The sequence below is a fragment of the Sphingobacterium sp. UME9 genome (assembly GCF_014170215.1).
Lineage (GTDB): Bacteria > Bacteroidota > Bacteroidia > Sphingobacteriales > Sphingobacteriaceae > Sphingobacterium > Sphingobacterium paramultivorum.
Genome location: NZ_LZZP01000003.1, coordinates 1,504,635 through 1,522,816 on the forward strand (window position 1 = coordinate 1,504,635; position 18,182 = coordinate 1,522,816).

Annotated in this window: 23 protein-coding genes; 7 read left to right on the top strand and 16 right to left on the bottom strand. The window is 37.7% G+C overall.

All coding sequences use genetic code 11. The features are described from left to right. Positions 1-91: 91 nt before the first annotated feature. The 5 genes from A9970_RS07995 to A9970_RS08015 all read right to left on the bottom strand — a co-directional run bounded on the left by A9970_RS07995 (position 92) and on the right by A9970_RS08015 (position 4,744). Complete coding sequence (locus tag A9970_RS07995; protein ID WP_182981905.1) at positions 92-1,288, bottom strand: hypothetical protein; 1,197 nt, start codon at positions 1,286-1,288, stop codon at positions 92-94. Beyond that, positions 1,285-1,770 (bottom strand): sigma-70 family RNA polymerase sigma factor, encoded by a 486-nt coding sequence (locus A9970_RS08000; RefSeq protein WP_182981906.1) that lies wholly within the window; start codon positions 1,768-1,770, stop codon positions 1,285-1,287. The genes A9970_RS07995 and A9970_RS08000 overlap by 4 nt, the downstream gene beginning before the upstream one ends. A 369-nt stretch (positions 1,771-2,139) precedes the next feature. Next, entirely contained in the window at positions 2,140-3,279 is a 1,140-nt protein-coding gene (locus tag A9970_RS08005; protein ID WP_182981907.1) for a hypothetical protein, read from the bottom strand. A gap of 33 nt (positions 3,280-3,312) precedes the next feature. Further along, the gene (locus A9970_RS08010) at positions 3,313-3,780 is read right to left on the bottom strand and encodes a hypothetical protein (RefSeq protein ID WP_182981908.1); all 468 of its coding nucleotides are present in this window, start codon (positions 3,778-3,780) and stop codon (positions 3,313-3,315) included. A 283-nt stretch (positions 3,781-4,063) separates the two neighbouring features. Next, positions 4,064-4,744, bottom strand: a complete 681-nt coding sequence (locus tag A9970_RS08015; RefSeq protein ID WP_182981909.1) for a DUF421 domain-containing protein — start codon at positions 4,742-4,744, stop codon at positions 4,064-4,066. Between the two features lie 224 nt (positions 4,745-4,968). Between A9970_RS08015 and A9970_RS08020 the strand changes: the two genes are divergently transcribed. Next, positions 4,969-5,442: a hypothetical protein gene (locus A9970_RS08020; protein ID WP_182981910.1), complete on the top strand. Its 474-nt coding sequence runs from the start codon at positions 4,969-4,971 to the stop codon at positions 5,440-5,442. Between the two features lie 227 nt (positions 5,443-5,669). On the opposite strand, the gene A9970_RS08025 is transcribed toward A9970_RS08020, so the two are convergent. The 3 genes from A9970_RS08025 to A9970_RS08035 are packed head-to-tail and all read right to left on the bottom strand — an operon-like array spanning position 5,670 to position 7,115. After that, positions 5,670-5,993 carry a hypothetical protein gene (locus A9970_RS08025; protein ID WP_075993091.1) on the bottom strand — a complete coding sequence of 108 codons (324 nt, stop codon included), beginning with the start codon at positions 5,991-5,993 and terminating at the stop codon, positions 5,670-5,672. Between the two features lie 26 nt (positions 5,994-6,019). Further along, positions 6,020-6,310: a DUF1330 domain-containing protein gene (locus A9970_RS08030; RefSeq protein ID WP_182981911.1), complete on the bottom strand. Its 291-nt coding sequence runs from the start codon at positions 6,308-6,310 to the stop codon at positions 6,020-6,022. Between the two features lie 10 nt (positions 6,311-6,320). Continuing rightward, complete coding sequence (locus A9970_RS08035) at positions 6,321-7,115, bottom strand: SDR family oxidoreductase (protein ID WP_153848097.1); 795 nt, start codon at positions 7,113-7,115, stop codon at positions 6,321-6,323. A 125-nt stretch (positions 7,116-7,240) separates the two neighbouring features. On the opposite strand from A9970_RS08035, the gene A9970_RS08040 reads away from it, so the two are divergent. After that, positions 7,241-7,588: a helix-turn-helix domain-containing protein gene (locus tag A9970_RS08040; protein ID WP_153848098.1), complete on the top strand. Its 348-nt coding sequence runs from the start codon at positions 7,241-7,243 to the stop codon at positions 7,586-7,588. A 194-nt stretch (positions 7,589-7,782) separates the two neighbouring features. Here the strand turns inward: A9970_RS08040 and A9970_RS08045 are convergent, their stop codons facing one another. Then, positions 7,783-8,121 carry a YtxH domain-containing protein gene (locus A9970_RS08045; RefSeq protein ID WP_153848099.1) on the bottom strand — a complete coding sequence of 113 codons (339 nt, stop codon included), beginning with the start codon at positions 8,119-8,121 and terminating at the stop codon, positions 7,783-7,785. Between the two features lie 316 nt (positions 8,122-8,437). Between A9970_RS08045 and A9970_RS08050 the strand changes: the two genes are divergently transcribed. Further along, positions 8,438-8,899 (top strand): MaoC family dehydratase, encoded by a 462-nt coding sequence (locus tag A9970_RS08050; protein WP_120333731.1) that lies wholly within the window; start codon positions 8,438-8,440, stop codon positions 8,897-8,899. Between the two features lie 152 nt (positions 8,900-9,051). On the opposite strand, the gene A9970_RS08055 is transcribed toward A9970_RS08050, so the two are convergent. Beyond that, a complete protein-coding gene (locus A9970_RS08055; RefSeq protein WP_153848127.1) occupies positions 9,052-9,192 on the bottom strand; it encodes a winged helix-turn-helix transcriptional regulator in 141 nt (46 codons plus the stop codon). Between A9970_RS08055 and A9970_RS08060 the strand changes: the two genes are divergently transcribed. Further along, a complete protein-coding gene (locus tag A9970_RS08060; protein ID WP_310889274.1) occupies positions 9,147-9,449 on the top strand; it encodes an SDR family NAD(P)-dependent oxidoreductase in 303 nt (100 codons plus the stop codon). The two genes, A9970_RS08055 and A9970_RS08060, sit on opposite strands and share 46 nt — an antisense overlap. On the opposite strand, the gene A9970_RS08065 is transcribed toward A9970_RS08060, so the two are convergent. Beyond that, the gene (locus A9970_RS08065) at positions 9,421-9,639 is read right to left on the bottom strand and encodes a hypothetical protein (RefSeq protein WP_182981912.1); all 219 of its coding nucleotides are present in this window, start codon (positions 9,637-9,639) and stop codon (positions 9,421-9,423) included. The two genes, A9970_RS08060 and A9970_RS08065, sit on opposite strands and share 29 nt — an antisense overlap. A 194-nt stretch (positions 9,640-9,833) precedes the next feature. Then, positions 9,834-10,175 carry a helix-turn-helix domain-containing protein gene (locus A9970_RS08070; protein ID WP_120333732.1) on the bottom strand — a complete coding sequence of 114 codons (342 nt, stop codon included), beginning with the start codon at positions 10,173-10,175 and terminating at the stop codon, positions 9,834-9,836. 89 nt (positions 10,176-10,264) lie between these two features. Here A9970_RS08070 and A9970_RS08075 point away from each other — a divergent pair, with 89 nt between their 5' ends. The 3 genes from A9970_RS08075 to ilvD all read left to right on the top strand — a co-directional run bounded on the left by A9970_RS08075 (position 10,265) and on the right by ilvD (position 13,488). Further along, positions 10,265-10,774, top strand: a complete 510-nt coding sequence (locus A9970_RS08075) for a dihydrofolate reductase family protein (protein ID WP_120333733.1) — start codon at positions 10,265-10,267, stop codon at positions 10,772-10,774. 445 nt (positions 10,775-11,219) lie between these two features. Further along, positions 11,220-11,789 (top strand): Crp/Fnr family transcriptional regulator, encoded by a 570-nt coding sequence (locus A9970_RS08080; RefSeq protein WP_182981913.1) that lies wholly within the window; start codon positions 11,220-11,222, stop codon positions 11,787-11,789. 10 nt (positions 11,790-11,799) lie between these two features. Continuing rightward, complete coding sequence (ilvD, locus tag A9970_RS08085; protein ID WP_153848104.1) at positions 11,800-13,488, top strand: dihydroxy-acid dehydratase; 1,689 nt, start codon at positions 11,800-11,802, stop codon at positions 13,486-13,488. Positions 13,489-14,117: 629 nt separating this feature from the next. Here ilvD and A9970_RS08090 read toward each other — a convergent pair. The 4 genes from A9970_RS08090 to A9970_RS08105 form a co-directional block, all read right to left on the bottom strand. Continuing rightward, positions 14,118-14,984 carry a hypothetical protein gene (locus A9970_RS08090; protein WP_182981914.1) on the bottom strand — a complete coding sequence of 289 codons (867 nt, stop codon included), beginning with the start codon at positions 14,982-14,984 and terminating at the stop codon, positions 14,118-14,120. A 628-nt stretch (positions 14,985-15,612) separates the two neighbouring features. Further along, complete coding sequence (locus tag A9970_RS08095) at positions 15,613-16,611, bottom strand: NADP-dependent oxidoreductase (RefSeq protein WP_159732627.1); 999 nt, start codon at positions 16,609-16,611, stop codon at positions 15,613-15,615. Positions 16,612-16,613: 2 nt separating this feature from the next. Next, positions 16,614-17,378 carry an SDR family oxidoreductase gene (locus A9970_RS08100; protein ID WP_182981915.1) on the bottom strand — a complete coding sequence of 255 codons (765 nt, stop codon included), beginning with the start codon at positions 17,376-17,378 and terminating at the stop codon, positions 16,614-16,616. Between the two features lie 65 nt (positions 17,379-17,443). After that, the gene (locus tag A9970_RS08105; protein ID WP_159732621.1) at positions 17,444-18,172 is read right to left on the bottom strand and encodes an SDR family oxidoreductase; all 729 of its coding nucleotides are present in this window, start codon (positions 18,170-18,172) and stop codon (positions 17,444-17,446) included. Between the last annotated feature and the right edge of the window lie 10 nt (positions 18,173-18,182).

An 18,182-nucleotide genomic window follows, 5' to 3' on the forward strand; every position in this document is an offset into this window, starting at 1 on the left:
AGCGGCATTCTCCCCTACGCCTTATTTAGATTCTTTTCAAATAAATTTAAAAACGTTATTTCAACGCTAGAAAGAGCTATATTTTTTAAGTTTATTTCGGAGATGTCAATAGATAGGATGATTTTGGAGATATTTCGCCCTCGATTAGTGCACCCTTTTTGAGTGTATCACTAAGGGGATCGTAAAGATATAACTGCGCTGTGCCTTCGCTACCATTAACTATAAAATAAAACTGCTTATCGATGTTTCCACCACTTGTTCCCCATACAAAGCTAGGCTGGAACTGATCCTTCAATAAAAGGCGTAGTGTCTGTTGATTTACATCTGCCAGATAAAAATCACTCCTTCCTGTACTGGGATAGGAAATAGTAGCAAGGATAACTTTACCAGGACCAGCTTGCGCAATTCCCAGGAGATGTAGACCTTGGAGCTTTTCAGAAAGGTTAAAAAAATAGTCCTTATCGAAACCTGTCTTCCCTTTTCCAACGCGATAAAAGGCTGTTGGGGCTGTAGGATGATTGCCGTGATAAAATACGGGTGAGGTCAATATATAGAGATCCTCATGGGCACCTTTGAAAAAACTGAACATGCCATTCACACCGGCTCCCGGAAAAGCTGAACGGGTATCCCGAGATACCGATAAAGGTTTCATACCTTGAGGATCTAACACAGCAAAATACGATGTATCACTACATTGATCATAATCGGCCCCGAATGAACTATAGCCTACATAAAATCTTTTATCGCTTAAAACCCCAAAATTATCACTCAACGACTGCCCTTTAGCGACGGGCAATTTAAAGCTATCGGTTTTGAGCAGCTGCATAGACTTGGTATCAAACATAGCATAACGTGAAATATTCTGACTGCCGCGGCCGCTGATAAGCATGCGTCCACTATCCAGATCAGCTGCGTAGGATATGTATTCAAAACCCTCTAATTTAAGTGATTTTTTGGCCGTTATCCCTTCTTGAGTATAGGCGAATTTCTGGAGAATGCCTGTTTTCTTATCCAAACTTAGTGCAAAGCTATCACGCAAGATCACAGCAGATCCTAATTTGCCACTGATATCAGCTCCGTCGCCAGCATTGATTACCGTACCAGAATCCAGGCTATTAAACCATACTGCCCGGTCTTTGTCTCTGCTGCCTTTTTCTCCGTTGATGATCAATAGATATTTTCCAGCATGTTGGTCTTTGGATTTCTCAGGTCTGCACGCAAAGGCTAAAAAGGGGATAAAGGATAAGGCCCAATATTTTCTGTAGCTGTTAAAGCTTTTGAATTTCATTCATTTCTATATTTATTCAGTCCCAATCGCAGGAATGAAAGTGCTTTCGTAATCTGGTTTTCTACCGTTTTTTCCGAAACCAACAAAGTCGATGCAATTTCGCGGTTATTAAGACCACTCTCCCTACTGAGCTTATAAACTTCCCTGCAACGCTCGGGAAGCTTTTCAACAAGCATATTTACTTCAGTGGAAAGAAGGTTATATGCAACCTGCTTTTCCGTTACCGATTCTGATTCATTGACATATAAAAGCGAGGCTTCCATATTCCGTTCTTGCTGGATCCGTTCACGAAAATAACCAGATATTTTGTATTTAATAGACCTGACCAGATATTTTTCTATTGAATCGGAAATGACAAGTTCTTCACGTCGTTCCCATATAGATCTGAAGACATCATGTACCATATCTTGTGCGAGATCGCTGTCTGCAAGTTTTTGATGGGCTAAGTAATAAAGCTTTTTCCAGAATTGTATGTATATCATTTCAAAGCTGTCTTTGTCAATGCAAAGGCTGCTTGATTTGTCAATATCTTTGGGCCTGGATAACATGAGTAAATGAAATAAGGGTCCCCAAAGTTATAATTATTTATTCTAATTCCAAATAACGACCATCATTCAAAATAGAGCTTCGATGTAATCTCAAAACTTTATGAACTTGGCTTTAAATATCCTAAGCACTACCACCAGAGAAATCGATATAGCTCGCACCTTATTGCTAAAGACAGTGGTGCCGATTACAACATGGGCAGCTATTGGAATGTTGGAATTGGTTGGGGTTGCTATCATAGCGTTCTATTGTTCAATCGGGCAAGGTCAATAGCCAAGCAATCGGCCAAATGTTATATCAGAAAGCTATTTAACAAACATTCCAGAAAGCAACATACTTTCGTTAAAATTCAGGGTTACAGTATAAGGTGGTGTTTTGATTTCAATATAATTGGCAAAATCCACCGGATGATAAATTATTTTAAGCTTATCTAACAACTTAAGCACTTCTTCAAATTGTAAGCCTGGTTTTAAGTTATTTTCAAATGAGATGTTGACCTTTCTAAAGTCGTTGATGGCGTAACCATTGATAGTGTTTTCCTTTTGGTTCTCCGGATCACTTTTACTGACAGCAAAAAAAAGATTGAAATCATGATAAGTATTCTGATAATAGATCTCGTTGGTTTTTCCGGTAGTGCCATCAATTTCTGTCACTCGTTCAAAACGCTTATTTATAGGAGATTTCGTAAATTCTTCTTCCGTTGTTTTGCCAACAATCAAATTGTTTATATTCCAGTTCTTATCAATTTTCAGCGTGGGTTTGTCTCTAACATCTTCCGGTTTGGTCGCATTTTTTAGCAAGTCCGCCATATATTTTTCATTGTTGCATCCGCCAAAATCAATTAAACCATTCATGATATCCCAGTAACACGTTTTAGACAAATTTGTGTTGTTCAAAATGATTAACCTATCATAGTCTGGCGCGTATAAAATAAATTTATTTTGGGGTTTTAAATTCCAGTATAAACCATGGTCGGTATTTGGATTTTTTGTCCCTTTGCCATATTTTACCTCTAGTTTATTTAAAATACTCGCCTTTAGCTGTTGCGTCTTGAGCTCAATTCTTACGCCGTATATTTTATCATCAGCAGCGTATCGTTTTAAAGATTCTTCTAATTCACTGGCGGTTTTGGCTTGTTTGAGATCAATATGTCCACCGCCAAGACGTGTAATACTATCTGTTTTTAATGTTTCCGAATTGATTTGAAAAATAATCCGCTGCCCTGCTAAATCAATTCCATCGAAACTATACCTTTGTGATTTTTCAACCTCTAGCAACAGACTGAAGGGATACTCTACTGTCTCCACACCAATTAATAATCGATCATCATATTTACTGATTTGGTCAATCGGCTCATTTAAGTTCAAGTTTGCTAAATCTATTTTTTCTTGACTCCTACAAGAGATAACAAAGGGTAAAATAGCTAGTAATGATAATATCTTCATGATTTTTATTCTTTTTTAATAACAGGTAAAACACTACTTTTTACTGGATCTTTCCCACCTTAATCTCCGATCACCAATAGGTTCTGTTTTCCCTTTTTTATAAATAACCCGTTTACGAATTGTTCCATCTTCTTTATAGTAAAACCATACACCTTCCTTAAGGTTGTTTAGATATGTGCCCTTCTCTGCCAGCTTCTTATGTCTGTAAACTTTGGCCTCCCCATTTTTAAAACCATCTGTAAATGGCTCGAAATTGGTTTGGAAACCATTAAATTTTATCGCATAATTCCCGTTTAAAGGCTCTCCCGTTTCCTTTAAACAGGTTTTATCAGTAGCATCATCGTATTCGGTTTGCTCAAGTTCAATATTGATCCATGTCTGTGCAAAACCATTACTGATTGGAATTAAAAAGAAAAATAAAAAAAAGATGCCGGCAAGCATCTTCCTTAAAGCAGATAGCTTTAAAATTAAAATCGATGGAATTAATATTACTTTATTCATTTGTCAGGATGCTAAAATGTTGATATTATTGTTTAAGATTTCAGCTTCATTTACCAAACAAATTTAGCTGTAAAATCTATAGCAAATTGAATGGATTACAATTCGCTGGCAATAAATAACGATTCGTGGCCATTTGCTTTTTTTTCCACATCGATGGCACCCTGAATTCATTATGCTGCTGCCCAATCTTAAGTTTTTCTATTCAAAGAATGGCTTCGAATAAAAACGGCCACGAGCTGTATCACCCTATGATTTGTTTAATTAATACATGGTATTATTTCTTTTAAACTCTTTTTGAATTCAAGGCTTTGCTCCATTGTGTTTTATTGCATCTTGGACATGCCTTGGAATCATTCTCAAAACTAAATACGACATGGCCGCAATACATGCATGCGAATGGCCCTTCAGCACTGAATACATCAACCTTTTTGAAAGATGACGGGAATAATGGCAGCCCATACCTCACATCACTATCAGCATAAAATAAAACGCTTAGCGTTCCATCAACTTCTAGAATCCCTTCCTTAACCTGTCCCAAATGTTCGATATTTAAATTTCTCAGTTCAGAAAAAAATTCCATACGCGAAAAGGTCTTATCATTTTCATGTTTTATATCAAATACGCCATCCTTTACTACAGGTAAAACTTTACCTTCCAATAAATGGGCAATATTCTCTGATCGGGAGGCAATCCAGGTTACCAACTTATAGACAAAGATTACACATATAAAGACAACAATCGAATGAAAGATGGGTATTTCTTCTTGAAACATTGGATCTCCAGCAGCTGAGCCCAAACTGATTATAATCGCAACCTCAAAAAGAGTTAACTGCCGAACTCCCCTTCTACCCGAGAGCCTTAGAATGATCAGTATTAGAATAAACATTATAATTGTTCTCGCTCCTATTTCAACAAGAAAGGAGCTTTCCACCCCCTCTGCAAATATTTTTTGTATATCAACCATAACCTTTTAAAATCCAAAAATCTTAATGTGGCCTCCGCCATTTAATCCTAAAACATTCCTCCGGTCGCAATAGTTCATCACTTGGCAAAAACAACATACATAAGGTATCAATCTTCAATGGTGTCGAGCTAATTCTGTCCGCAAGTTGTATATAGTAACCTTGATAGTCTGGATAAGGAACTTGCTCTGGTTGTCTTTCTTCATCTGAATAATAACGAAACAAAATGTCGTGTCCGTATTTGCTTAATTTTTCTTTCCAAAATAAAGGTCTCGGAACCTCAGAAAGGTCAGCGGTCAAATACATCTCTTTTTCGTGGGAACAATTAAAAGAGTCCCTTACCGACCTGTCTACTGAAATCTGGGACTACTCCTTCTTGGGGGGAAGCCCTTCATATCACTTTTCCTTCCGCCTTGAGCAGAATGAAGACATTTTATACTCTTTATTTGTCAGTGTTATTTTACCCTATTTTGCGATCAGGATAATGCGCCTGCCCAATCGGGAAAAATCATTTACCCCCGTAACCGACACTGATTTTCAGGTATTTGAAAAGCTGACAAAGAAAGCACAAAATGTTTTCCCCGAGCATCTGATAATTAAAGACGATAGGTTGCTACAAACAAAGGTTGATATCTTCGAGGCAGATGGGGAAAATCCTCCGTCAATACAGCACCTTTTATTCTCGACGATAGAAACATAGTTACAGCAGCACTATTCCGCAGTATTTAAGAATACTGAAAAGGTCAAATTCAAAGCAGGCATACATTTGCCGGCTTTGATCATTTAAGAAATATATTCTCTTATCTATGCAGACCTCTTGGGAAATAGTTCTTACATCTGTTTCTGACATATCAGTTTCACCAACACTCCAGATCAACCCATCCTTCATAAATACCGCCGATACCCTTTGGTCCATAAAATTTCTCCTTAACCTGTAATTTTTAGAAATTGGATTTGATTACCAACAATATTGAGCCGGTAACTCAATACAATAGGGCTTCCAGGAAAATTACCTGAGACTTCCGCTTTCAAAATACTTTGATCCTCATTCTTCTCAAAGCTGATAGGCTTCATAATTGACTTATAGTTTTTGTTTGCATCTGAAATCCATTTTTCGATCTCTTTTCGTCCATTGTGCATTTTGCCCTCATCATAAACTACTGCTGTTTCGGTGAAACACTTGGCATATGCAACACTATTGTAGCTCGCTTGTGCTGCCACTAAATCTATTAACACTTTTGGTAATTCCATGATTTCTTATTTTAGTTACTTTTAACCTATACAATTCCTTCCACAAGAACTCCATTATATATTGCCCCCGCTTTGCGGTGTGCTGCGGCCTCCTGGTAGGGCTTCCCAAAATACCATTTCCTTGCTGATTCCATATCTGGAAATTTAGCAACAACGACTCCCTGGATCTGATCACCTTCGAGAACTTCAAAGTCTCCATAAGGAAAAAGAACTTCAATTGGGTGCCCCTTCATAGTCTCTCCGATCAGGCTCCAATATTTCTCTAGCTCTTTTTGATCAATAGTTGTGATTCTTGTAAATATTATGTATGCTGGCATATGATTAAATTTAAACGGTTGGTATTGTCCCGCCATCGATTACAAATTCGGTTCCGGTGAGATATCCTGCTCGTGGTGATACTAAAAAACCGACCAATTCCGCAACCTCTTCGGGTTTTGCCGGCCTGCCAAAAGGTATTCCTCCCAGGCTGTTCATGACCTGTTGAATTGCTTCCTCAACGCTAATACCGGTTCGCTCCGAAATTTCCTGCATCATTCCCGTTGCACCATCAGTCTGAATCCAGCCCGGCGAAACAGTTAAAACTCGTACCCCTTTCGGTGAGACTTCATTTGATAGATTTTTACTATAATTTAGCAATCCTGCTTTTGCTGCCGCATAAGGTAATGTTGAATCATGTAGTGGTAACCTAGCTTGTATGGAAGCGATATGAATAATGACACCATTTCCCCTTTCTAACATATGAGGCAAAAAGCCTCGGTCTAAACGGACCGGCGCAAGCAGATTGGTATGAATAGCCTTTTCCCAATCTTCATCGCTCAATACTGAAAAACCTCCGCCTTGTGCATCTGAACCGCCCAGATTATTGACGAGTATATCCAACCTTCCAAATTTTTGAAGAACTTCTGTAACTATTTTTTTGGTTCCGGCAGATTGGCTTAGATCAGCAGAAATAAAATGTAACTTGTCGTTGGCTTGTTTAGGGGCATTTCTTGCCGCAATAATCACCGTTGCGCCTGCATTTAACAAGCGCTCAGCTATTGCCTTTCCCGCGCCTTTTGTACCACCTGTCACCAAAGCAAATTTACCCGATAACTCCTTGTTGAAATCAACTATATGTTCCATTATTGAAATATTTTTATACAAATTTCCGACCTATAAACAGTTTACACAAGTACGGAAAAACGAATTGCATAGGGATAAATTTATCCCATATTGTATATTTTCGAACATTGACTTAATTTTGGAATATGTACGAAAAGAAAATACCTTTAAGTCTCAACTGTGGTTTAGACCTGATTGGTGAAGTTCTCTATGGTAAATGGAAAATACGATTATTGTGGTTTATCAATGAAGGGTATAAACGCCCAAGCGAACTCCAGCGCAAAATACCGGATGCTTCACGAAGAGTGCTAAATGTTCAGCTAAAAGAACTTGAAGAGCACGAATTGGTTGCAAAAGTTATTTACCCTGTTGTACCACCTAAAGTGGAATACAGTCTTACAGAATTTGGGAAAACTTTAATCCCTGTAATTTCTGCGCTAGGAAATTGGGGTGATGAGCATCAGGAGCTTCTAAGGAAAGTAATTTTGAAATAAAACGTTCAATTTCCCCGAGGGAAATCCAAAAAAATGGTGTGCGAAAGATCAAAAAAAGTCGATTCTTCGTTTAGAATCGACTTATATACATACGCTAAAAAAGGTTTGTCCCACAAAAAATCGTCGTTTTAATGCGGTATTGCAATTTCCGTTCTTCTTTTAATAAGATGGAAAGGAAGTACTGCTTTTTAACATCATTTTGATTTTGGCTCGGCCTTCTCTTGAGCATCTTCTGCTTTAGATGTAATCTGACCTTTCAGTTTATCAAAACCATCGGTCACCGAATTAGCGGCATTACTTGCCGTCTCTTTAACACTCGCAGAAGCACTGTTAAACTGATCCTTCACTGCGTCACTAAGTTCTCCATATTTATTCTTTGCCTGATCCTTTAAATCATCTGACTTTTTCTTTATTTTCTTTCTTGTTTCCTCTCCACTTTCTGGAGCAAATAATAGTCCTACAAGTGCTCCAAGAGCAGCACCTGCCAGCATTCCAAGAACTAAGCCTGATTTATTATCTTTGTTGTTGAACATGGTAGTTTTATATTAAGTGGTTTGTAATTAATTCTATACAGTCAAAAAATACAATTAACATACCAACTTAACCAGTCTTCGAAATAAAAACTAAGTTTAGGTAATAATCGGAATCGTTAACCGTACTTAGACCTGTCACTTTATAGATTCTTTGATTCCCAAAATAGAATGGCGTTTAAGCTTCCCTTGGTTTAATTTCTGCCTGAATATTGTTTATCAGCAATATTTAGGAAGTTTATAAGTTATTAAATTATGATATTAACATCCATTTATTTAAACTTGTCCTATATCAGTTATTACAGACTAACCGAAGTTTATGGTAATTATTAACAATTTTGAAGAATATAAGGCCTACGAGGGCAAACTCATCGGGGTTTCCAATTGGCACGTAATTAACCAACAGCAGATCAATCTGTTTGCGGATGCGACGCACGATCATCAATGGATACATGTCGACAAACAAAAAGCCGAAGAGGAAGGTCCCTTTTCTTCAACTATTGCACATGGGTATCTGACCCTATCATTAATTCCTTACTTATGGAAGCAGATTGCAGATGTTAGAAACGTGAAAATGGAAATCAATTATGGAATAGAAAATTTTAGATTTGGACAAGCTGTCCCTGTAGATAGTGAAGTTCAACTCCAAGCAACCGCAAAATCCATCTGCAACCTTCGCGGAACAATAAAAGTGACTATTGAGGCTAAACTTGTTATCAAGAATCAAATTAAGCCAGCTTATATCGGGGATGTAGTATTCCTCTATCATTTCAATACCTAAACTCGGTATATTTCATTATCAGCAACGCTATCAAGAACGCCCTTACCTAAGTGTAAAAATTCCAACAAAATGCAAGGGCCGCCATTTTTAGCACGCTCTCCTTTTATAGATTTCCGATAATCTTTAATGGTATCTTATCGACAATTCATCAATTACTTCCCGACAATCACTTTTCGATGTTCAGTTCCCCATTCGGTCAGGGTATTGATGATTTTTTTTAGCGTCAAGCCGTATTCTGTTAGTTGATATTGAACCGTTACGGGTTGCGTGTCGAGAACTATCCACAGTTGCAGCTAGCGGAAACAAAGTGGATGTGCTTGTACTGAATGCGGGAATAGCAAAGCAATATTCAATTGAAGATACAACCGAAGAGGTTTTTGACGACCTTTACAACATCAATGTCAAAGGACTATTCTTTACTTTGCAAAAATTAATCCCTCATTTATCAGAAGGAGCTTCCATTGTTCTTATCTCATCTGGAGTCTCTGTGAGCGGGTATGCACAAATGGGTGCTTATGCAGCTACTGAACTGGCAGAATCTTGGAATTAACATTTGAAACGCCACCAGGAAGCAGTCCGTCGATTAGATCTCTCAGCGCTCCTCTATCGATTTCTGGTCGGAAATGTTCATCTCCGAATACGGGGTCTTCGTCTCGCTGACTCTCATCCATCAGCATATTTCCCTGCGGATCAAGAAGACGGTATTTGTGTCGCCTCCATCGCTTTAAGACCTGAATCAAAGTGGTAAGGATAAGACGCCGCCGACCGACAGTGAAGAAATGTATATTTCCGCAGAGCTATATTTCGCGAAGGTCTCGAGAAATTGGAACGGAGGTATTTTAATGAAAGCGGAGCATTGAAAAACGTCTGGAGAGAGACGACAATACACCATTCTATGAAGCGGAAAGTCAAATGAGCTGTTAAGATATAAGCCTCATTTTGCTTTAATTTTATTTCTATGCTTTAGACCAAATTTAATTAAAGCATTGGCAACTTTCTCCGTTTCTTTAGCATAGGCGGTAAGCGCATAAGAAACGGTCACAGGTTTGGTATCATTAACTGTTCTACTAATCAGTAAATTGTCTTCTAATTCCTGAAGTTCCTTGGATAGAACTTTTGGGGATATTCCCTGAGCCATCTCTTGCAGATCTTTAAACCGCATTGTGCCGTGTCGCTGCAAATTGTGCAGGATACAAAATTTCCATTTGCCACTGAGCAATTCAATGCCATCTTTTAATGCCAATATCGTTTCTTTATCAATATTTTTATTGCTCATATGATAGTTACTTTCCTAAAGGTAATGAATAGTAAATATATATTGAATATCCAATAGTTTTGTTGAACAGAAATTTAAGGAAAATCATTATGAAAGTAACAGTAATCGCAAATATTTCAGCTAATGGAAGAATTTTGATATCCGATAATCCACATCATAAGCTGCCACCGGAAGCAATGGAATTTTACGTACAATTTGTAAGGCAGGTTGGAAATGTAGTGATAGGATTGAAAACATTTGAAAATTTTCTAAATTTTCCAGATCCGGTAAAAGATCATTTTAAGGGAATAGAAATCATCATATTGGCCGATAAACCTTATACGGCTGATGGTTACAAGACTTTAGCAAGTCCTGAAGAGGCAATTGCATATATGTCTGCAAAAGGAGTGCGGGAAATAGCCGTTGGAGGCGGAGCAAGTACTTTCAACGCTTTTTTGGACAAGAATTTGGTTACCGATATTTATTTTAACGTCAGCCCTATAATCACTGGAGCTGGAGCAATTTTAGCAAACAATGAGGAGTTAAGTTCAAAGTTCAAGTACAAAGGACAGGCGCTTAAAAACGGTTTTCTTCAATTGCATCTAACTAAAGAATACTAAATAACGACAAACCAAAAATGTCTTTCAAAAATAGTTGAATGACGGAAACAAATCCGCTAAAATAATTCTTTCGGATCTATATCAACGATGTATGTCTCCTTCAATTCTATCTTCGAAACGCTATGTGCCGCAGCATTTTGTGCAAAGAAGACCGTATAAAATCCGACCAATAGCAATAACAAAATGGAAACTTCATATAAGAAGTTTTATAGAAATTAAATCTACTTAATTTATCCGTCGCTTCCAACTGTAGTCAAACGAACAGCTTTCGCACCTAACAAAGAAATAATTGGTGTATATTTTAATGTTGTATTAGCTCTAAACTTACCAAAGTTCCATTATCCAATAGAAGATTAAAACTTTAATAAATCGTTGACGTTTTTGACCAATGTCAACGACTGTATCCTAATATAAAGTGCATCTTTGACGTATAAAATAATAAGCGATGAGAGAGCAACTATTACAATTGTTACGTGAGAAAGCGTTGTTAACCGAACAGCAATTAGCAGAGGCTTTAACTTATTTTAAACATCAATCGATAAAGAAAAATAACCATCTGCTCAACGAAGGTTCCATTGCAGACTATCTTTTCTTTGTCGGTAAGGGCTGTTTGCGCCTATATTTTCGCAATGACGAACTATCAACGGCAACCCGATTCATGGCTTTTGAGCATACTTTTCTAACCTCTATCGTTAGTTTTATCTCAAGACAACCAGCTACAGAATTTATCCAAGCAGTAGAAGATACGGAGGTGTTCAGCATCAGCAACACTGATTTTACCTTTTTGAGAGAAAACATGCCTGGCTGGGACAATTTTTATATCTACATTCTCGAATATGGATTAACTGTCATAAATAATAAACTCAGCAGCTTATTAACCCAAACCGCTAAAGAACGCTATCGCGATCTACTGAAAAATAATCCTGAGCTCATACAGCGTTTGTCTAATGTCAACCTTGCGGCTTATCTGGCCATATCGCCTGAAACACTAAGTAGACTAAAATCTACTATATAACTAATAAAAAATGAGAAGCGATGAAGTAAAGAAGGGATACCAACGTACTCCCCATAGAGCCCTATTTCGGGCCACAGGCATAAATGATAACGATTTCGATAAGCCTTTTATTGGAGTAGCAAATTCCTTTATCGAAATTATACCCGGACATTTTTTTCTGAATAAGGTTGCTGAGATCATTAAAGAAGAAATCAAGGCAAATGGATGTATTCCTTTTGAATTCAATACGATAGGTATTGACGATGGTATTGCTATGGGACACGATGGTATGCTTTACTCGCTCCCCAGCCGAGAATTAATTGCCAACTCAATTGAAAGCGTCATGAATGCACACAAATTGGATGCGATGATAGCTATCCCTAACTGCGATAAGATTGTACCCGGGATGATTATGGGTGCGCTACGTGTAGATGTGCCTACAATTTTTGTAAGTGGAGGACCCATGCGAAAAGGATATACCAAAGATGGTACTGCCATTGACCTGTCTACAGCTTTCGAGGCTGTGGGCAAACACGAAGCGGGCTTAATCAGTGACGATGAACTCAAAGACATCGAGTGTAACGCATGCCCCAGTGGTGGTAGTTGCTCGGGTATGTTTACAGCAAATTCCATGAACACGCTGATGGAAGCTATGGGTATAGCACTACCTGGTAATGGAACCATATTGGCGTTAACACCCGAGCGTGAAAATCTATATCGGGAATCAGCCAGAAGGATCTGTGAAATCGCCAAAGACGATCAGCTTTCCAAACAATTCAAACTTAAAAACATCATTAATGCAAAAGCCATCCAGAATGCTTTTGCAGTGGATATGGCTATGGGTGGTAGTACCAATACTGTTCTTCATATGCTTGCTATAGCTCACGAAGCAGATGTAGATTTTCAGCTTAGGGACATTAATTCAATATCGGATCAAGTAGCTCACATCGCAAAAATATCGCCCAGTTTAAGCACCGTTCACATGGAAGACGTCCATCGCGCCGGGGGCGTAAATGCTGTAATGAACGAAATGACCAAGCGCAGCAACCATGTCCTCCTGGATAATATAACGGTCGGTGGCGAAATGCTATTCGAAAAGATAGCAAATGCAGCGATCAAAGATTCAACAATTATACATACAATAAACAATCCATACAGTCCTGTCGGAGGATTGGCGATTCTATTTGGAAATCTGGCAGAGCAGGGAGCTGTGGTAAAATCCGCAGGAATCACGGGCGAAAAGAAATTTAGCGGGACTGCAGTTTGCTATGATAGCCAACAAGATGCCATAGTAGGCATCCTTGCCGGTGAGATCAAAGCTGGCGATGTTGTGGTGATCCGTTACGAAGGTCCCAAAGGTGGGCCGGGGATGCAGGAAATGTTGACACCTACAAGCCTGATCATGGGAATGGGATTGGGTAGTTCGGTAGCCTTGATAACAGATGGGCGATTCAGCGGAGCTACTCGCGGAATAGCTATAGGACATGTCTCCCCTGAGGCTGCTGAAGGTGGATTAATTGGATTACTAAAAAACAGAGACCACATCGTTATTGATATTGACCAACATATGCTTTCAGCTGACATAAGCGAAGATGAGATACAATTGCGAAGAAATAACTTTATTCCGATCAGAAAAAAACTAAATTCTAAATGGTTGAGTCAATATCGGCAACTTGTTAGCAATGCTAGCAGTGGTGCTATATTAAATTGTGATTTTTGAAAATAAAATCGTCTCAGCTTAGCGAATTGACGTGATAGCCAAATTCTAATGATTTAGGAAAATAAGGAAGTACCCCCAAAAAAACTATTAAATTAAAAGTTCAAGTTGCAACGCGTCAACTTGGACTTTTAACAACTTTCTACTCCTTTCTGGAGACTTGTAGTCCGATTGATAAAAACTTCTTGAATACAATAGATTAAACCCATAAAAACAGATATGCGTTGTTTAACGAGATGCGGAGTATATATGACATATTCATTGACTGTCTTTCGGTTGATGCCCCACAACCTAGCGATGGAGCGATTACTCTCCCCACGGGCTTTTAATTGAATTATATTTATTTGAAAAAAAGTCCAGCTATAAGTAACATAACTGAACTCCGTAGTTTTTATTTATACACTTAGTGGGACAGTCCCGACCGTTACACAATTCTATAACCTCTTCTCATTATAAACCGCGTTTGACATTTTGAAACTTTACCTCCGTCAATTTGCTGATTAATAATAAAAAACTTGTCTTAAATAGATAGAATTTCGTATCCTGCCACCCCAATGTTGATCAATTATTGTAAAAACAAAGTAATCATCGAGTCATTAAAAACAAGCAAATATCACTTTTTAGTGGTCGTTTTATTCATAATATTCGATCTTTCTTTTTATTAAAATTCCACCTTCAAATTCGTCTTTAGGATTTCTTTTAATAATCTGCTTCTGTTCAACCCAATTTTCATAATTATCATAAATATATGAATAGGTTGATGATTGTATGGTAGGGCTTTCTTCAGATCTGCTTTTTTCTTCTTCTATTTCGCCATGTGAATTGTATTTATAATTTTTTGTTTCTTTAAAATAAGAAGAATTTAGCTCGATTGGTTTATTTGAATTGTCATATCTGATATCGACAACCCCTGATATATTGCCATCAAAATTGTCAGTTTTTTCCTGAATCATATTTTTATTCCGATCATATATTTTAGTGACAATAGAAACTAACAAAAAGTCTTTTTTTGTTTCGTCGTATTCATAACGTTTTATTGTTTCGTCATTTTCATTATAAAAATAATCCGTGTATGCGCTAAATTGATTCAGACTTAACCTATTGCCCTCGTACCGGTTTTCAATCTTTTTTGTCAATTGTTTTTGTTCATTATAAGAGAACAAAATCTCCCCATATTTATCCCCTGTAACTGTGCCAATTAGTTCTATTTTGCAGAGTTTGCCTTTTTCATAGATATATCTTTCATTTAAATTGTAATTATTTTTATTCTTGCTTTTGTCAAACTCGACGATATAGATAGTTGAAACGGTACCATCTAAATTGTACACTTTATATTGATCCAGTCCTTGCATGTCGCTTCTGCTAATAGGCCGCCCCGCTATTCCATGGTAGGTTATTTCCTCTGTTTTTATCTGGGGTTTAGTTTTGTGTGTGTCTTGTCCAAAAGCAAAAACGCACAGTAAGAACATTGACATAAATGCTGTTATTTTTTTTCTCATATCGTATTTTTTATGACCTATCCCCACATATATAGCCTCGCCAAATAGTACACCAAAGCTTAATTCACCATTTTTAAAATAGCGCGAGCTCGCTACCGAACTTCAATTATTTGACTCAAATTCACGTATGTAAATATACGGCCGGTCTTTTTGGTATGAAAGGCTATTTTATAATTCGTAAAGCTGTATTTATTATCCGCTATCATTTTTCAATTATCGGGATAGAATCATGGTATAATACTTCTTAAGGGGACAAGATTAATAACTAAACCTATTATGCAGAGCACCGATTTGTAGAGAAAAGATGAGACCGGCTGGAATCTGTTGTGACATTGTCTTAAAAACTATAAATCTCTTTATACGGTGCAAAATAAGCCACATACAGAATAAAATCTATCAGTGAGTATCAGATATATTGCGAATTTTTAGCCTTTAAGAACATGCTTGTAGGTGAATGCAATCCGTTTATCATTTAAATTCCATTGGGCCGTTTCGTAACATTTTAAACCCAATGACCGGCAATCAGGCTTGCCATGATAGATTCAGAAATTTGGAAAAATGGGGTACCTACATGTTGTTTATAATAACTTGAAGCAAAACTAAAGCTTGTTTAGAATGATCTTCACTTTCATTTTATTTTGACCACAACTTTTCCTTTCGCTCTTCCATTTTCAACATATTCCAAAGCTTTGTTGGTTTCCTCAAACGGAAATACTTTGTCTATAATAGGCTTAATGATTCCAGACTCTATCAATTTTGTAATTTCATTGAGCTGATTTCCATCTGCCTTCATAAAAAGGAACGTGTAATCAACGCCCAATTTTTTCGCCTTTTTCTTAATCCCGAAGCTCAGAAATCTTGTTACCATCTTCACCAGCCAATTCGCATGGATAGCTTCAGCAAACTCAGGTGTTGGTGGACCGGAAATTGAAATGACCCTGCCTCCTGCTTTTAAAATATTTAATGATTTTTCAAGTGTTTTATTATCCTGGCTATTTAAAACGAGGTCATAATCTTTCAGTATTGCTTCAAAATCCTGTGTTTTATAATCAATTAAAACATCAGCGCCTATTTCTTTCAGGAAATCAAAACTTTTGGCACTTGCAGTTGTCGCAACAGTTGCGCCAAGATGTTTCGCCAACTGGATCGCAATAGTACCTACTCCTCCCGAACCTGCCTGAATAAATACCTTTTGTCCTTTTTTTAACCGACCAATTTCCACCAGAGCCTGCCACGCTGTGAGTGCGACCAAAGGAACCGATGCAGCTTCTTCCATCGAAAGATTCTTTGGTTTAAAGGCTAAATCTTCTTCCCTCACCGTTATATATTCTGCAAATGTACCTATATGAAAGTCGGTCGGCCTAGCATAAACTTCATCTCCAACATTGTATTTTTTTACATTATTCCCCACTTCCTTTACAATTCCAGCAAGATCATGACCTAAAATAAGCGGCATTTTGTAGGGAAGAATAAGTTTGAATTCCCCTGTTTTTATTTTCGAATCTAACAGGTTTAAACCTGTAGCATAAATCTCCACCAAAACTTCATTGTTTTTAATTTTTGGTAAAGAAACATCTGTCAGCTGCAGACCTCCCTTTGTATAATTATTAATTAGAAATGCTTTCATGATTATTTCAATTTTATATACTCTTTTTTAGCATTGATTATATTATAGGCCGTCGTAGACGCAATCCTATTAAGAATGGAAATAACCTTTGTATCCCCCACTTTTATCGTTTCAACGTCTTTCTTCATACCTAAAATCAGCCCCTTGACCAGTTGTTGCGTACTTATCTTTTTATCCTGCCGATCGGCGACCATATCGGTATCGACCAAAGGTGGAAGCAATTCAAAAACTTTCACCGAACTATGGATTGCCTGCAAATGTGACCGCAATGATTTTGTATAAAATGCCAAAGCCGTTTTCGAAGCAGAATACGTTGCTTCCAATACCGACGGAACAATGCTCAAAATGGAGGTTGTATTGATGATTGCTGCCTCTTGACGGGATTTGAGCATTTCCATAAATAGATTATTCAGGCGGATTATCCCGAAATAATTAACCTCCATTTCATAAACAGCACCGTCCAGATGTCTAGTGTCGGCAATACCAAGGTTTAACGGAGCAACCCCAACACCTGCATTATTGTACAGGATGTCAATACCCCCCATTTCGCTTACCTTTTCATAAAGAGCGATTGCATCCTTCTCCTGAGAAGCGTCGGATTGAATAATCGTTATTTCAGGGTATTGCTTTTTTACAGCTTCCAGTTTTGACTGGTTTCTTCCCGTAATAATTACGCTGTTTCCCAGTGCTAAAAACTGTTTCGCAGCTTCCAGTCCGATTCCTGAACCTCCTCCAGTTATCAGGATCACCTTATTTTTCAAATTCATAATGAAAAATTTAATAAGAACTGAACCAATCTTTTAATTTCTCAAAAGACTGATTCAGCTTGTATTTATGCCTGAACTAATTTTGCCATAGCTTCCCCAATTGCATTTGCGTAAACCTTTGTATCACCAACAGGAATATCAAACAAATTGTTTTCCAGTCCAATAAACAGTTCTTCCGCCACTTCACTGGGCGCAATTCCAGCCGCCCCACCTATTTCAGCAGAAAAATCGGTGTTTACCAATGGAGGATAGACCTCATAGACCTGAAGTTTTTGCTGCTCTTCATAAGTTTTTCTCAGAGCTGTAGTATAGCTATGTAGTGCCGCTTTCGTTGCACCATAGGTTGGAAGAAATTTATGACTTCCATATACAGCAATAGACGAAACGTTGACCACCGCTGATTCTTCTTTTTCCAACAAATGTGGAATCATTAATTCTGTAAAGTGAATGATCGCAAAATAGTTCGTATTCATCTCGATCATTGCTTTTTCGTGTGCATTGGTCGTTTCACTGAGTAAATATCCAAAAGCTGCTCCCGCATTATTAATGATGATATTTACATCATGATGATTTGTCTTCAAATCTTCTGCAATTCGTATCCTATCTTTTTCTACTGAGAGATCACCCTGAATGGCAACGGCATCTTTCAACTCGGTCAACGCTCTTTGAAGACGGTCCTCATTACGTCCGTTTATAATAATTTTATTTCCTGCTTCATTTAATTTTTTGGCAATTGCCAATCCTATTCCTGCGCTTCCGCCGCTAATGAATATAGTATTTCCTGTTGTTTTCATTTTGACAAAT

Bases quoted from the DNA above. Each gene is read 5' to 3' on its own strand.
- A9970_RS08005 (WP_182981907.1), bottom strand. From the start codon at position 3,279: ATGAAGATATTATCATTACTAGCTATTTTACCCTTTGTTATCTCTTGT.
- A9970_RS08050 (WP_120333731.1), top strand. From the start codon at position 8,438: ATGGTAATTATTAACAATTTTGAAGAATATAAGGCCTACGAGGGCAAA.
- A9970_RS08100 (WP_182981915.1), bottom strand. From the start codon at position 17,378: ATGAATTTGAAAAATAAGGTGATCCTGATAACTGGAGGAGGTTCAGGA.
- A9970_RS08020 (WP_182981910.1), top strand. From the start codon at position 4,969: ATGTCGTGTCCGTATTTGCTTAATTTTTCTTTCCAAAATAAAGGTCTC.
- A9970_RS08000 (WP_182981906.1), bottom strand. From the start codon at position 1,770: ATGATATACATACAATTCTGGAAAAAGCTTTATTACTTAGCCCATCAA.
- A9970_RS08090 (WP_182981914.1), bottom strand. From the start codon at position 14,984: ATGAGAAAAAAAATAACAGCATTTATGTCAATGTTCTTACTGTGCGTT.
- A9970_RS08080 (WP_182981913.1), top strand. From the start codon at position 11,220: ATGAGAGAGCAACTATTACAATTGTTACGTGAGAAAGCGTTGTTAACC.
- A9970_RS08075 (WP_120333733.1), top strand. From the start codon at position 10,265: ATGAAAGTAACAGTAATCGCAAATATTTCAGCTAATGGAAGAATTTTG.
- A9970_RS08070 (WP_120333732.1), bottom strand. From the start codon at position 10,175: ATGAGCAATAAAAATATTGATAAAGAAACGATATTGGCATTAAAAGAT.
- A9970_RS08025 (WP_075993091.1), bottom strand. From the start codon at position 5,993: ATGGAATTACCAAAAGTGTTAATAGATTTAGTGGCAGCACAAGCGAGC.
- A9970_RS08035 (WP_153848097.1), bottom strand. From the start codon at position 7,115: ATGGAACATATAGTTGATTTCAACAAGGAGTTATCGGGTAAATTTGCT.
- A9970_RS08045 (WP_153848099.1), bottom strand. From the start codon at position 8,121: ATGTTCAACAACAAAGATAATAAATCAGGCTTAGTTCTTGGAATGCTG.
- A9970_RS08095 (WP_159732627.1), bottom strand. From the start codon at position 16,611: ATGAAAGCATTTCTAATTAATAATTATACAAAGGGAGGTCTGCAGCTG.
- ilvD (WP_153848104.1), top strand. From the start codon at position 11,800: ATGAGAAGCGATGAAGTAAAGAAGGGATACCAACGTACTCCCCATAGA.
- A9970_RS07995 (WP_182981905.1), bottom strand. From the start codon at position 1,288: ATGAAATTCAAAAGCTTTAACAGCTACAGAAAATATTGGGCCTTATCC.
- A9970_RS08040 (WP_153848098.1), top strand. From the start codon at position 7,241: ATGTACGAAAAGAAAATACCTTTAAGTCTCAACTGTGGTTTAGACCTG.
- A9970_RS08010 (WP_182981908.1), bottom strand. From the start codon at position 3,780: ATGAATAAAGTAATATTAATTCCATCGATTTTAATTTTAAAGCTATCT.
- A9970_RS08015 (WP_182981909.1), bottom strand. From the start codon at position 4,744: ATGGTTGATATACAAAAAATATTTGCAGAGGGGGTGGAAAGCTCCTTT.
- A9970_RS08105 (WP_159732621.1), bottom strand. From the start codon at position 18,172: ATGAAAACAACAGGAAATACTATATTCATTAGCGGCGGAAGCGCAGGA.
- A9970_RS08030 (WP_182981911.1), bottom strand. From the start codon at position 6,310: ATGCCAGCATACATAATATTTACAAGAATCACAACTATTGATCAAAAA.